General features: G+C 42.3%; 11 protein-coding genes and 1 pseudogene. 8 read left to right on the top strand and 4 right to left on the bottom strand.

Going from position 1 to position 14,964, the window contains the following annotated elements:
• The 7 genes from MIC7126_RS0113720 to MIC7126_RS0113690 all read left to right on the top strand — a co-directional run bounded on the left by MIC7126_RS0113720 (position 1) and on the right by MIC7126_RS0113690 (position 7,699).
• Positions 1 to 825 carry an SDR family oxidoreductase gene (locus MIC7126_RS0113720; RefSeq protein ID WP_017653733.1) on the top strand — a complete coding sequence of 275 codons (825 nt, stop codon included), beginning with the start codon at positions 1 to 3 and terminating at the stop codon, positions 823 to 825.
• Positions 826 to 1,106: 281 nt separating this feature from the next.
• Positions 1,107 to 2,078 carry a sodium-dependent bicarbonate transport family permease gene (locus MIC7126_RS0113715; protein ID WP_017653732.1) on the top strand — a complete coding sequence of 324 codons (972 nt, stop codon included), beginning with the start codon at positions 1,107 to 1,109 and terminating at the stop codon, positions 2,076 to 2,078.
• Positions 2,079 to 2,082: 4 nt separating this feature from the next.
• A complete protein-coding gene (locus tag MIC7126_RS0113710; protein ID WP_017653731.1) occupies positions 2,083 to 2,391 on the top strand; it encodes a P-II family nitrogen regulator in 309 nt (102 codons plus the stop codon).
• Between the two features lie 469 nt (positions 2,392 to 2,860).
• On the top strand, positions 2,861 to 3,106 hold the full coding sequence (psaC, locus tag MIC7126_RS0113705; protein WP_026100242.1) for a photosystem I iron-sulfur center protein PsaC: 246 nt from the start codon (positions 2,861 to 2,863) through the stop codon (positions 3,104 to 3,106).
• 228 nt (positions 3,107 to 3,334) lie between these two features.
• Positions 3,335 to 5,221, top strand: coding sequence for a glutamine--fructose-6-phosphate transaminase (isomerizing) (gene glmS / locus MIC7126_RS0113700; RefSeq protein ID WP_017653729.1), 1,887 nt, complete (start codon positions 3,335 to 3,337; stop codon positions 5,219 to 5,221).
• Between the two features lie 169 nt (positions 5,222 to 5,390).
• Positions 5,391 to 6,011, top strand: a complete 621-nt coding sequence (locus MIC7126_RS0113695) for a Uma2 family endonuclease (protein WP_017653728.1) — start codon at positions 5,391 to 5,393, stop codon at positions 6,009 to 6,011.
• A gap of 365 nt (positions 6,012 to 6,376) precedes the next feature.
• Positions 6,377 to 7,699: a S8 family serine peptidase gene (locus MIC7126_RS0113690; RefSeq protein ID WP_017653727.1), complete on the top strand. Its 1,323-nt coding sequence runs from the start codon at positions 6,377 to 6,379 to the stop codon at positions 7,697 to 7,699.
• A gap of 344 nt (positions 7,700 to 8,043) precedes the next feature.
• Here the strand turns inward: MIC7126_RS0113690 and MIC7126_RS0113685 are convergent, their stop codons facing one another.
• From MIC7126_RS0113685 to MIC7126_RS27580, 4 genes and pseudogenes are all read right to left on the bottom strand, one after another.
• A complete protein-coding gene (locus MIC7126_RS0113685) occupies positions 8,044 to 9,540 on the bottom strand; it encodes a beta-barrel domain-containing protein (RefSeq protein ID WP_085987002.1) in 1,497 nt (498 codons plus the stop codon).
• Positions 9,541 to 9,725: 185 nt separating this feature from the next.
• The gene (locus MIC7126_RS0113680; RefSeq protein WP_017653725.1) at positions 9,726 to 10,601 is read right to left on the bottom strand and encodes an SDR family oxidoreductase; all 876 of its coding nucleotides are present in this window, start codon (positions 10,599 to 10,601) and stop codon (positions 9,726 to 9,728) included.
• A gap of 482 nt (positions 10,602 to 11,083) precedes the next feature.
• Entirely contained in the window at positions 11,084 to 13,516 is a 2,433-nt protein-coding gene (locus MIC7126_RS0113675) for a two-partner secretion domain-containing protein (protein ID WP_040629787.1), read from the bottom strand.
• 166 nt (positions 13,517 to 13,682) lie between these two features.
• Positions 13,683 to 14,252, bottom strand: a pseudogene (locus MIC7126_RS27580) (LysR family substrate-binding domain-containing protein); the annotation flags it as partial.
• Positions 14,253 to 14,509: 257 nt separating this feature from the next.
• On the opposite strand from MIC7126_RS27580, the gene crcB reads away from it, so the two are divergent.
• A complete protein-coding gene (crcB, locus tag MIC7126_RS0113665) occupies positions 14,510 to 14,911 on the top strand; it encodes a fluoride efflux transporter CrcB (RefSeq protein ID WP_017653722.1) in 402 nt (133 codons plus the stop codon).
• Positions 14,912 to 14,964: the final 53 nt, after the last annotated feature.

Raw genomic sequence — 14,964 nt, 5'->3', positions numbered from 1 at the left:
ATGAACATTGCAATCATTGGTTGTGGTTATGTGGGCTATGCAGTCGCCCAATATTGGCAACAAAACCAAAATTTTAACATCACCGCAACTACAACTACACCCGGACGTGTCCCCCATCTCAATGTTGTAGCTCAAAAAGTTGTAGTTGCTCAGGGAAATAATCCAGAACAACTCAAAGCAGCATTACAAAATCAAGATGTTGTCCTCTTGAGTGTGGGTGCAAAAGGTGTAAATGTCTATGAAGAAACTTATCTGGAAACTGCCAAGACTATAGCCTCAATCTTACCGGAATTTCCGACAATTAAACAACTGATATATACAGGCAGTTACGCTGTTTATGGTAACAAAAAAGGTGCAGTTGTAGATGAACAAACAGCAACAGCACCTAGCAATAACAACGGTAGAATTTTGCAAGCAACAGAAGCAGTTTTACTATCAGCCGCAACCGCTAATCAGCGCGTTTGTATTTTGCGTTTAGGGGGAATTTATGGCCCCGGTAGAGAACTGATTAAAATATTTGGTCGTGCTGCTGGAACAACTCGTCCGGGGAATGGGGAAGATGTCACCAATTGGATTCATCTTGATGATATTGTCGGCGCAATTGATTTTGTCCGGGAGCAGCAATTATCAGGAATTTATAACTTAGTAGACGATGCCCATCTTAGCAGTCGTGATTTGCTAGATAATGTGTTTAAAACCCATAATTTACCTACTGTTACTTGGGATACTTCTTTAGAGAGCGATCGCGTTTACAATTCTTGGGTGTCAAATCAAAAAATTAAAGATGCAGGATATCAATTGCTCCAGCCACAGATGATTTTTTAATCAATATGATGTCAGCATCTCCAACTGGTGAAGCAGAGAGCGAGAATAGCAATATCAAAATATTGTATTTGAGTTCTTAGTCAGGGCTGAAGCCCTTTTTTAAAGACTAAAGTCCTCACTCTTTTAATTCATCCACATAGTTAATAGCAGCAAATGAAAAAGAGTTTTTGACTGGAAAACTTGACTTTTTATTCTTGAGCAGTTATGTATGATTGCAACTTGCGTTATTATGTAACAATTCACAAATATTCTTTACTACAAGATGCAGAGGAGCGCTAAAAATGGACATTGGTTTGATCTTATCAAACATCTTAAATCCTCCCGTCTTGGCCTTTTTTCTAGGGATGTTGGCGGTTTTCCTCAAGTCAGATTTGGAAATTCCTGCGCCCCTTCCCAAACTTTTCTCGCTTTATTTATTGTTTGCGATTGGGTTTAAGGGTGGTGTGGAACTCGCCAAAAGTGGGATTAATCAAGCAGTTATCCTCACCCTCATCGCCTCAATCATCATGGCGTGTATAGTTCCGACCTATACATTTTTCATTCTCAAACTGAAACTTGACACTTACAACGCAGCTGCTATCGCCGCTACCTACGGTTCCATAAGTGCTGTCACATTTATTACCGCTAGTTCCTTCCTCACGGAATTGGGTATAGTCTACGATGGCTACATGGTAGCAGCGCTGGCCCTCATGGAATCTCCAGCGATTATTGTCGGATTAATTTTGGTCAATGTGTTCACAGCCGCACAAGTAAAACGCTCAATTTCCTGGACTGAAGTATTAAGAGAAGCCTGCTTTAATAGTTCTGTATTTTTGTTAGTTGGTAGCTTAATTATGGGCATACTAACTGGCGAACATGGAGGACAAGTATTAAAACCATTCACCCAAGATTTATTTTATGGTGTTCTCACATTCTTCTTACTTGATATGGGGCTTTTAGCTGCCAAAAGAATCAAAGATTTGAAAAAAACCGGAGTTTTCCTGATTGCGTTTGCGATTTTGGTGCCAATTGTTAATGCCATTATTGGTCTGGTAGTTGCTAAATTAATTGGGATGCCAAAGGGCGATACACTTTTATTTTCTGTGCTCTGTGCCAGTGCATCATACATTGCAGTTCCTGCAGCCATGCGATTAACTGTTCCTGAAGCCAACCCCAGTTTGTATGTCTCCACTGCCTTAGCCGTCACATTTCCCTTTAATATTATTGTGGGTATACCGCTATATCTTTACGGTATTAACATCTTTTGGAAATAAAATAATGCACTTAGTTAAACGCATCGAAATTTTTATCAACTATGTTGAATTAGCCAAAATTTTAGAAGCTTTAGAACACGCAGGAGTAGCGGGTCACACAGTAATTAGAAATGTCGCAAGTCAAGATAAAGGTAACAAACTATGCGATGATTTGGATGTGACCATGTTAGATAATGTTTATGTCATTGCTTTCTTTCCTCCTGAACAATTATCTTCAGTAGAGACGAATATCAGAGCAATTTTAAATAAATTTGGTGGTGCTTGTTTTGTTTCCGACGCCATGGAATTAGAAACTACGAAACGGGTTGGCTGACCTTCGCTGCGTTGATTTTGACCCGCACGTGTAAACATGATTGAGGCAGAAACAGGCACTCACAGAGTAGGGAAAATTAACTGTTTGCCGTTGCCTGTTCCCTCTTCCCATTAAAAAAATGCTATCATTAGCATCTGATCAGCTTATATCGCAACACAGTCTTGCAGGTAGGCTGAAGCAGCTAGCCACCATAGGCAAATCTTCCCATCCAGGCTTTTGTTTATAAATCTTCACAATTATCAACCATAGCCAGGAAGTTAGCCGAGTGAACGCTCACCTATGGTTTTGCTGATTTATTGGGGAATCAGGTGACGGAAACGAGATTGTAAAGGCTAATTTTTCTAGGGTGCTTATTACATAGTTTAAAGTTATGTAGCCTTTTGATTACTGCGCCTCAGCCACTGCGGTAAACTATGCCTTGATTATGATTCCTTCGCAGAGAAGAACACTCGAAAGGAGCTTGTTTTCAATGTCTCATTCCGTAAAAATCTACGATACCTGCATTGGTTGCACACAATGCGTCCGCGCTTGTCCTACTGACGTACTGGAGATGGTTCCCTCGGATATCTGTAAAGCTGCTCAGATAGCCGCTTCACCCCGTACAGAAGACTGCGTAGGCTGCAAACGCTGTGAAACTGCTTGTCCCACCGATTTCTTAAGCATCCGGGTCTACCTGGGCGCTGAAACAACTCGCAGCTTGGGTTTAGCTTACTGAGGAATTGATTTTAATTTCTCATTTGCATTGCCATTAAGTGTCTCATTAGCAAGCATCTTTAGCATCGTAGGGCGGGAAACCCCCGCTCCTACAAGATTGTCTTTTTAGGAACATTAAAAATAATTACTGTGAGCGGGAGCAATTTGCTCCTTTTTTTTATCTAAAATGCCATCTTTATGGTAGCAACTATACTGGATCTATAATTTCTCAACCGGAGTGGTGTGAGCAATGTGTGGAATTGTTGGATACATCGGTACTCAAGTAGCAACAGAAATTTTGTTGGCTGGGTTGGAAAAACTGGAATATCGCGGGTACGATTCGGCTGGAATCGCTACTGTTTGGGAGGGTGAGGTTAATTGTGTGCGCGCCAAGGGTAAATTGCACAATCTGCGTTCCAAACTTGAACAAGTAGAAATTCCCGCTCAAATTGGAATCGGTCACACTCGTTGGGCGACTCATGGTAAACCAGAAGAACACAACGCCCATCCCCACCTAGATACAGCAATGCGAATTGCTGTGGTGCAAAATGGGATTATTGAAAACTACCGCGAGTTACGAGACGAACTCAAACAAAAAGGTCATGAGTTTCGTTCGGAAACTGATACTGAAGTCATTCCCCATCTCATCGCTGAATTTCTTCAACATCTCCCCTCTCCCCCTCACCCCACCTCTGTTTCTCCTTTCCTAGAAGCGGTGCGCCAAGCTATTAACCACCTAGAAGGCGCATTTGCATTGGCGGTGATTTCTGCTGACTATCCTGATGAAATAATTGCTGTTCGTCAACAAGCACCCTTGGTGGTTGGTTTCGGTCAAGGGGAGTTTTTCTGCGCTTCCGATACACCTGCGATCGTCCCCTACACTCGCGCCGTGTTACCCTTAGAAAATGGCGAAATTGCTCGCTTGACACCTTTGGGTGTAGAAATTTACAACTTTGCTGGGGATAGATTAAAGAGACAACCCCGCTTGTTGAATTTAAGTCCCACCATGGTAGAAAAACAGGGATTTAAACACTTCATGCTCAAAGAGATTTATGAGCAACCAGGGGTGGTCAGAGCTAGTTTAGACGCTTACTTTAGTTCCACAGGTATCGAATCACCGATTAATTTGGGTTTACCTGCAGAATTTTATGCAGATATCGAGCAAATTCAAATCGTCGCTTGTGGTACTAGTTGGCACGCGGCTTTGGTGGGAAAATACTTAATTGAACAACTAGCGGGGATATCTACTCAAGTTCATTATGCTTCTGAGTATCGCTATGCACCATCACCAATAATTGCTCACACCTTAATTATTGGCGTGACTCAATCTGGGGAAACGGCTGACACACTCGCCGCTTTGGCGATGGAAAAAGAACGCCGCCAAGGAAAGGAAGATAAGTATCAAGCGCGATTGTTAGGGATTACAAATCGCCCTGAAAGTAGCCTTGGTTATTTAGTACCACATATTATTAGTACTTTAGCGGGAATTGAAATTGGGGTAGCGGCGACAAAAACTTTTGTGGCTCAATTGATGGCGTTTTATGCTTTAGCTTTGGATTTAGCAGCTCGGCGTCAGACACTTTCTCCCGAGAAATTAACAGAAATTATTAACGGATTACGACAAATTCCTCAAGAAATTGAAGCCACTTTAGAAAGCCAGGAACGTTTAATTGAACACTTAGCCCATGACTTTGCAGAAACTCAAGATTTCATCTTTTTGGGAAGAGGAATTAATTTCCCCATTGCTTTAGAAGGGGCGTTGAAATTAAAAGAAATTAGCTATATTCACGCCGAAGGTTATCCAGCAGGAGAAATGAAACATGGGCCGATCGCTCTTTTGGATGCTAAAGTACCTGTAGTAGCGATCGCTGTTCCTGGTAGTGTTTATGAAAAGGTGATTTCCAACGCCCAGGAAGCCAAAGCCAGAGATTCTCGCTTAATAGGTGTTACCCCAGTTAAAGATGGTGAAGCCGGAGAAATTTTTAATGATTTAATTCCCATTTCCACTGTGGAAGAATTAGTTTCTCCCATCCTCAGTGTGATTCCGCTGCAGTTATTGGCTTATCACATCGCCGCTCGTCGCGGTTTGGATGTTGACCAGCCGAGAAATCTCGCTAAAAGCGTCACTGTGGAATAATTTTACAGAAAGTCGGCTTGTAGCCCACTCCAACAAGAGGGGTGGGATGAACCGCCGCCCGCCTAATAAGTAATGGGTAATAGGCCAATTACCAATTACCAATTACCAATTACCAATTACCTTTTTCCCGCTGGATACTTGCGTCATTTAATCATGAGGAAAAATCATCATGGTAAAATCAGCCCCCAAACTAATCACAGTTGATGAATTTATTGCTCAGTACGGCGATAGCGAAAATTATGAACTAATTGATGGGGAATTAATCGACATGGAACCAACAGGGCCGCATGAGCAGGTATCATCCTTGATTGGGCGCAAACTGAATGTAGAAATTGATCATCAGGACTTACCATACTTTATTCCTCATCGCTGCTTAATTAAACTATTAGGAACAAATACAGCATTTCGTCCCGATGTTATTGTCCTAGACCAAACACAACTAATTAATGAGCCATTGTGGCAACAAGAACCAGTAATTACGTCAGCTAAATCTATCAAACTAATTGCTGAAGTCGTCAGTACAAACTGGCAAAATGACTACGCCCGAAAAGTCGAAGATTACGCCTTACTGAGTGTACCTGAATATTGGATAGTCGATTATTTGGGTGTAGGTGGTAGAGAATATATTGGCAAAATCAAGCAGCCTACTGTGACAATTTGTACGTTAGTAAAGGATGAGTATCAAAAGCGATTGTTTCAAAATAACGATCAATTGGTTTCCTCAATCTTTCCTAATTTGCAATTAACAGCAAAACAAGTCTTTACGGCTGGAGGTGCTGTGGCTATGTAGTTTCCCTAAACTATAGGACTCATATTTGATTTTTGAAATATAGGTATTCGCATGTTTAGCCTTAAATAGTGCATTAGTAGGGTGCGTTGTTGCGTACCGCTTTCATCGGAACCCGCTTTCTTAGCGCAACGCACCACCAATGAATATTTAGCAGTTTCTCAATAACAAATAACTAAATCACTACAATTTTTATCAAGTTATTTGTAATAAACTCCACACTTCACAATAGAAATTCATAGTAATTATAAGTAAACCGGGATTCATCACCAATTCAAACCTTTCCTCAGCAAAGGTTTGAAAAAGTCAAGCTATAAAAATCTCTCTTTCCTTACCCCCCAGTCCCTCTTTTTGCGAACAAAATACCTATGTCAATTGACTACCCTGGTAAACAATCCTTTGCAGAGCAAGGGCTAAATGTCAATCCTATTGCTTCAGTTAATACCTTCGATGATCAGATTTTAAGCCTCAGTGGGCATAGTAGTTCTGATGTTAATATTAAAGGCTATAGTTCCACTTCTGGCTATGGTTTGGTGAATGCAGCCACAGCAGTTGCTAAAAGTATTGGTCAAAATACCTTCGCTGATGTTCCTAATCTCGGTGGGAATAATTGGGGTGCTGATTTAGTCAAGGCGCCGGAAGTTTGGGCGAAGGGATATACAGGTCAAGATGTTGTTGTGGCTGTGGTGGATACAGGTGTTGACTACAACCATGCAGATTTAAAAAATAATATCTGGACTAATACAAAAGAAATTGCTGACAATGGCATAGATGATGATGGTGATGGATATATTGATGATGTCCGGGGTTGGAATTTTGTTGATAACACCAATGAAGTATTAGATAAAAATGGTCATGGTACTCATGTTTCGGGTACCATTGCTGGGGAAAAAAATGATATTGGCGTCACGGGTATTGCTTATGGTGCAAAGATTATGCCTGTGAAAGTGCTCAATGATTCAGGTTCAGGCTCATATAGTGCGATCGCTAATGGTATCTATTATGCAGTCAATCATGGCGCTAATGTCATCAACCTGAGTCTCGGTGGCGATTTTCCTAACAGTACCCTCGCTTCAGCTATCGATTATGCCAGCAAAAAAGGCGTTACTGTTGTTATGGCGGCGGGTAATAATGGTTTACCTTTCGTATCTTATCCTGCTGCCTATGCTAATAAATCAGGTATCGCTGTTGGAGCAGTCGATCAGAACAATAACATAGCTGACTTTTCTAACCAACCAGGACTCAGCCAACTCGCCTATGTGACAGCACCGGGTGTGAATATTTACTCTACTGTTCCCGGCGATCAGTACGCTTATTATAGCGGTACTTCGATGGCAACTCCTCACGTGGCTGGAGTTGTGGCTTTGATGCTGAGTGCTAACCGCAATCTCACTGAAGGTCAAATCAGACAAATTATTACAAACACTGCTGGTAATAGTACACAATCTATCGCCGCGAGTTCTCATAATACCTCATCGTGGCAGCAAATGATTGCAGAGATGACAGGAAATAGTTTGTCTTCTGCAACTACTAATTTACAAACTAGTTCAATTCACCAAGATAGTACTGTGATTTCCCAACCAATCTTCACATCAGCAAGTGATAATTTCAGTTCGCAATTCCGTTATTACGAAAGCGATTCTGTCTCCACTATTAATGAAGGGATGAATTGGGAAAAACTCTATCAATAATTCTTCAGAAAAAACAGGAATCATGTTGCGTTACGGCAATTTATAGCAATTCTCGGTCACGTGAGGTACACTCGTAGGGGCACGGCAGCGCCCATTGGTGTCAACTTAAGCTAAAACCTTTGTCCCTCAGGCGTTTTACCCCTCCCCTTGCCAAGGGGAGGGGAGGTTTTGCGCCAGCAAAGCCGGGGTGGGGTAACGCTGATTGTCATGGTAAGTGAGTGAATCCAAAATCGAGTTTTGACAAGGGTTTCACGTTAAGTTGACACCAATGTGCAGCGCCGTGCCCTACACGCATAGATGTAGAGACGTAAAATTTTACGTCTCAATTAACAATTAATCTGCAATTATCTCACAGAAAAGGCTTCACTAAATCGCCGTGTTACTGGTTCGGTGATGAATGTTAAAACCGATTTTTTGCGAGTGACAATTTCACCGTTAGCTGTCATCCCTGGGGTAAAGGTAATTTCTTGACCCCGGACGTTGACTGAATGTTTATTCAGTCGAATTCTGGTGGGAAAAACTAAGCCTAATTCTTTGTCAGCGATCGCATTTGGGCTGACATGAACCACATCGCCTTCAATTACACCAAATTCTTGAAACGGGAAAGTCGCCATTTTAATTTTTGCTTTCATTCCCTGGCGAATAAATCCGATATCGCGGTTGAGTACTTTTACTTCTAACAGGATTTCTTCCCCTTCTGGCAAAATTGATAGTAATTCTTCGCCTGGTTGTACTGGCCCTTTAGTCGCCTTAATTTTATAAATTGTACCTGCGACGGGCGCTTTAATAGTTTCTTCTTCTTTTTGCTTTCTCGCTTGTTCTAATTGTCCAGCAACGTTGGTCAATTCTTCTTTGCGTTTATTGATTTGAGTCAAAATTTCACTTTGACGTTCTGATGCTAGACGTTCAGCTTGTTTGCGCGCAGCTTGATAGGATGCTTCGGCTTGACGAATTTCTTGAAATTGAGCAGCAATATCTTTTTCTAAAGATGATATCCTGTCTTTAGCTTCGGTCATTTTATTCTGAGCATTAGTGACTTCATCTTTAGCTCGAATAATTTCTGTATTGGCACGATTTAATCTCTCCTGTGCTTCTAGATAATCAACTCTGGGAATAGCACCAGGAGTGGTGAGGGTGCGTAGGCTTTGTTCTCGTTTTTGCGCTATCTCTAAATTACTATCAACTTTGGTACTGATATTTTCGGCATTAGCGAGGTTAGTTTGGGCGTTGCTAAAGCTATTTTTAGCGTTGACTAAATTTTCTTGCAATCGAGTCAAGCGGACTTTAGCTTGATCAATCAGCGCTTGTTGACGATTTGCTTCCGCTTGAGCAGTAGCTAGACGCGCTTGGAAATCCAACAAGCGGGAGCTTAATAGTTCATCTTGCAGTTTTGTTCCCGCAGTTTTGACACCAAGGCGTTCTGCGTCTAAACGCTGTAAGTCTTCTTGAATTAATTTTGTGGCTTTGGCGAGGCGGATGACATCACTTTGCTGTAAGTTAGGGTCACGTTGCACTAAGACTTGGTTTTTAGTGACGCGATCGCCTTCCTGCACCTTCACAGCTAGAATTGTACCACCACCCAAAGATGTCACTGGTCGCACTTGTGTGGAAGCGATTAATTCTCCCGGAGCGATCGCTACTTCATCAATTTCCGAAAAATACGCCCAAGCGATCGCGCCTAACACAATCGCACTCATCGTCCCCGCTAACAATCTCGTATACAGCGGTGGTAATTCCTGAACAGCTTTACCCAATTCATAAGTTAACTGTTCATTTGGTTGAGCAAATTGCTGCTTTGTCTGACGCGCTTGAGAAGCATTAGCTATTAAAGATTTCATCAGGGTTGTGAAAGGGGACTAGGGGTTAGGGGGTAGGGACTAGGGGTGCGTTTCATGAGTGATGACTGATGCTAGTTCTTAGTCAGGGCTTTAGTCCTCTTCCAGGGAGTAAGACTGGGAAAAAGACGGACTGCGAGATCCTCGACTTCTCAAAGAAATCGAGGATCTGATTGCTCATTCCCAATAATTCACACCGTCAAATAGCGCCGCACAAAGCTTTCTAACGTTTCCAATTGGAAGTTAAAAATTCTTTCTAAATTGGCGACTTCTTCCTTAGTAGAGAAAAATTCATTAGCGAGTAAGGTACGATAAGTTCCCAATGCTTGTTGTGTTTGGGGATTAAATAAACCTAATGCACTCCGTAAACCATCAACAGCAAATAATGGTGGGTTAATCACGATCGCCTCTTTATGAAAGATGCGACTAAAAATTTGCGGAATCTCGGCACGAGATAAAATCTCCGGCCCCCCAACTGATAAAGTTTGGTTAAGAGCGTCTGCAACTGTGAAAGAATCCACCACTATCTTGGCTAAATCATCTGTACTGACGACAGAAGTGCGGTTTTTGGGGTCGCCAATGAGCAGATACAACCCTGTTTCACGAAAACGCTCTGCTAATGATAGCAAGTTTGATGCTAATCCCGTCGGACGTAAAATAGTGTAATTCAAGCCGCTCGCTGCTAAATATCGCTCCACAGCTCGTTTAGCTTTAAACACTGGCGCATCTTCATACCCTCTGTCTGCACCTAACACGGAAATGAAGACAAAGTGTTTAACGCCCTTGGCTTTGGCTTGATTAATCAGTTCAATGTTGGCGCGATAATCTAAAGACAGAGCATCGCCATCAGAACCGTGGGCGCTAACCACATACTCCACACCCAGACAAGCTTTCTCAATATCCTGTTCCCGTCGCAAGTCACCGATAAAAATTTCTGCTCCTCGGTGTTCCAATTCACTGTAACTAGAAGTGAGGCGAACAAATGCTCTCACTGAACTCCCTTGTTGACGTAAAAGTCGCACAACTCGGCGACCAATTCCTCCCGTGGCTCCAGTTACCAGAAACATATGAATACCTAAACTTAATAATTTCAGTTGTTATTGTTTTCGCACAGCTAGTACAGCACAGCACAAATAAAGTACCCATGACAAATTGCCCAAAGGCTGATCATACAAGCTTCTTCATTTCATCCTAGCCTGCGGCAAGCCGCCTTGCAGACGTCTACAGCCTTCAAAATGATATCGCTAGATGCGAGGGCACGGCAGTGCCCATACGTGTCAACTTAAGCGAGAAACCCTTGTGAAACCATGATTTTAATTCACTCAATTACCATCACGATCCGCGTTACCCCTCCCCTCAATCCCCTCCCCTTGCCAAGGGGAGGGGAGGTTTTGGCTTTAGACAAAACCGGGGTGGGGTAAAATAACCGTGGGATAAGCCTTTGGCTTAAGTTGACACGTATGAACATTGTTGTGCCCCTACAGTGGCACGCATCAACGACCGATTGTCGTCAATGCATATCATGATTAATTTGTACAGTGAAAAAACATTAACCCAAGCAAGAAGGCGATGCGAAGGTGGGACTATGAGGGGTTGTCGCTGGAGCTTGGGCTACTAAATGCACCTTACCGCTAGCATCCACAACCCATCCTTGAGCTTCGACTATTTGAGTGGGAGAGTTGACATCATTGCTGGTTTGGGCGGTGGTAGTAACTCCAGACACAGAAACTTTTGCACCGCGCTTGTGTGTTGGTAAAGTAATCCAATCTGTGATGACAGTATCGCTCATCAAGGGTTCGGTGGGGTTGAGTGGTATCCCTCCGCGTCCTGTAGCCACTAGAGAACCTCTGGTAAATTTGCCACCGGGAGCACAAGCGGTGAAAATTTGCTGGGAACCATTAACTATATTTGTAGGCATTTCCACTAATGCTTGAGTAGGATCGACATCGGGTATGTTGATCTGGATTGTGCCAGTTAATATAGGGTTTTGTTGAGAGAAAGCTGTGATGTCACTTGTTTGTAGGCGCCCTGGGGTGAGCGAATCAGGTTCATCAGTTTGTAACAGCCTGACAAAATCTGTGCGATCGCGTTTCACAAAACCGAGGATATTAATAGTATCGATTTTAATTGTGCCACCAGCGCCATAAAAAGCATTAGCAGTGATATCGTTATTTTCTAAGGCAGCAGCGACAATAAAGCCACCAGAAGCATCAATGATGATATTACCCCCATCTCCACCAGCTTGTGCCCTACCTGCATTCGTGGATATTTGACTTTGGCGACGCAACAGTAATAAGTCCCGCACGTGGAGCGTAATATTCCCGCCTTGACCTGAGTCAGTTTCTGAACTGAGTTTTCCTTGGTTATCCAGCAGCACAAAGTTAGCAGTGAGATTTAGCTCCCCAGCTTTCCCCAGATTTGTGTTGATAGAATTTTGCGGGATTTGACTACTGGAACTGATTTCGGCTTTATCCCGGACAATCAATTTCTCTGTAATCAGAGTTAAGTTACCAGCAATTCCCGGGCCTTGGGTTGAAGTAAACAAACCACTCACATGATCAGTTGTAGAAGCGCCGATTAACTCCACAGACTCAGAAGCTTTGATATTCAAATTTCCGCCATTTCCCGTAGCCGGAATAAATCGTCTGTCAGCAGCAAGAGATCCCGCAGATTGTGTACTTACTCTTGCGCCTCCCTGAATAACCAACTTCCCTGTATTAATGATAATTTCGCTAGCATCTCTAGAACCGGAAGTAGCGCTAAATAAACCACTAAAAACAAATCCGGGAACAGGAGATTGAATATTAAAACCACCAAGCAGTTCCACAGAATCTGCAGCATTTACAGTCAATTTTCCTGTTGAACCAGAGCTAGAACTATCAACTACTAATTGTGCTCCATCTCGAACAATCAACTTACTTGTAGTGACAGTTAAATCACCGACATTCCCAAAATTACGACTTCTAGCTCTCAAAGATGTGCCAAATCCAATTAATTCTACAGATTCAGTGGTATTCACTATTAAATCACTACCATTTTTTGCGCCCAAGGTATTAGTAAAAATCCTTGAACCACCAGTCATCAACAAACTCCTACCTTGTACGCGAATATCGCCAGCACCCGCGCCACTCACATCGACATAAGATGGAGTTTGTGTCTGGGGAATTAATCGAATATCTTGAAAATTTTGGACACCTTCATATCCCAAACTCCAGCCTTGATTAATTGGATTTAAACTGACTAAACTATCAGCGGCGACACTCCCTAATTCTATTCGTCCTCCTTCAACTGTTAAATTGCCACTTTCCAAGCTTAAATCTCCACCGACAAAAGCTAAAGTTTTGCCATTTCTTACCTGAAGACCAGCAGGACTCCTCAAACTATTAGTTGCACCACCCAGGCTAGCTTGGGATTGATTGCGGATGGTTCCGGGAGCAGCTCCAAATTGTAAGCCAATCGGCACACTAATTGTTAACAGCGGCGGGGATTGGGAATCTGCAGCACTAAATTTAGTTCCGTCTGCAAAGTTCAAACTATTAGCTGTGCTAGTAATAAATGAACCGCCGATGTTGAGAGCAGCATTAGGGCCAAAAACAATTCCATTGGGATTTAGGAGAAACAGATTAGCGCTACCGTTAGCTTGAAGGACGCCATCAATATTAGATAGAGATTTACCTGTAACTCTAGTAATAATATTCTCGATATTGGTAGCATTATTGAAGTGAGCAGTGCTGCCAGTGGAAACAGAAAATTGTTCAAAACTGTGGAATAAATTTTGACCACGAGTTGCTCCCCTGTCTATCCGGTTAACGGGTTGATTATTAATTACTTCAGGCGTGACAATTGAGCTTTCAGATCCTAAGGTATCATCTGTGATCATTTGGGCTAAAGCACAATCACCATATAATACGATCGCTCCCATCATTGCTAAGGGACTCAATAGGCTTAGCTTGCAGTATTGACTGCTTTGGTTGTCAGACATCACAGAGTTTACATCCCCAAATACAGCGGCTTGGTAGTGAAATACTTGTTAGTGAGATACTACCTATTAATCTTCATTAGGATAGTATTACTGTACCGTCATCACAACCCATATACTACCCAGGTTAATTGATTTGGTTCAATCACGATACGAATTATGAATAGTACTATTCTTGAACATCCTCAAACAGAATTTTGAGAAATTTATCTAAAGATGTAGCAGGTGTTTCTTTCCGCCACACGGCAGCAGATCGAGCATATTGTAGGGGATGATGGAGCGGTATAAACACAACTTGCGGATGAGGTAGTGCTTGTGCTTCGTCCGGCATGACTGCTACCCCTTTTCCTGCAGCAACTAGAGCAATCATTGAAGCATGGCTATCGGCAAACAGATGCAGATTTGGGGTGAAGTCGGCGCAACGACATGTATGGCGGATGCGATCGTTCCGCCCTGGAAACGTTTCCTCAGACATACCGATAAATTTTTCAGATGCTAGTTCCCGGAGATTAATTGAGGATAGATTTGCAAGAGGGTGTGTATCGGGTAACAAAACGACAATACGCACTTTTTTCACACATTTAACTGTAAATTCTTGTTCTAATTCATCCGGCGGATTGCCCATAAAAGCAATAGCGATCGCTCTATTTCGCAATGCTTTAACTTGTTCGCTGGGTGACATCTCCAACAGACGCACGGCTACTTCAGGATAGTGATGTCCAAAATTATGTAAGGTTTTACCAAGAAAAGTCTGTTAGCACAACAACATGCACTCAATAAAGTTGACGTCTTTTTCTGTGGGCCTCTAGGACTGTCAACACAGTTGAAGAGTCTTTGTACCAAATATGGATTTGGCTATAGGAAGGAAAACTTCTAGCCAAAATTTTGGTTATAACTCGACAATTCTATTCACAGGAAAAAAACTATGAGGCTCACAGAAAAGTTTAATATTTAAATTCCATCACAGTGCATGTAATTAGATCAGGAGCGCGTTAAATGCTACAAAATGTTACTCTGTTACCTGTGCTAGCGATCGCTATTGGTGCGATTCCCGGTGCTGTGAGCCGCTATTATCTGACTGAATTTTGCAAAAGAGCTATAGGTACAAGCTTTCCTTACGGCACTTTTATCATCAATTTTACAGGCTGTTTACTAATGGGCTTTTTCTTTACCTTCTTTAAAGGGATTAAAGGATTTCCACCAGAAATAGATTTACTGGTAAGGACTGGTTTTTTGGGTTCTTATACAACCTTTTCAACCTACGGTTACGATACACTGACGCTGTGGCGAAATGGTAAGCCGGGAGCCACCATTTTTTACTGGGCGGGTAGTGCCATTTTAGCGGTAGTTGGTATTATATTAGGTCGTGATTTAGCGCAAATAATTGTTGGTTTATAGCAATTCATCTGAGCAAAAATCTTAATCTGCATTCCATCACTTAATTGCTAAGG

This window comes from Fortiea contorta PCC 7126, assembly GCF_000332295.1.
Lineage (GTDB): Bacteria > Cyanobacteriota > Cyanobacteriia > Cyanobacteriales > Nostocaceae > Fortiea > Fortiea contorta.
Note: the sequence above shows the minus strand (reverse complement) of the source record. Positions and strands in the feature narration are given on the sequence as shown.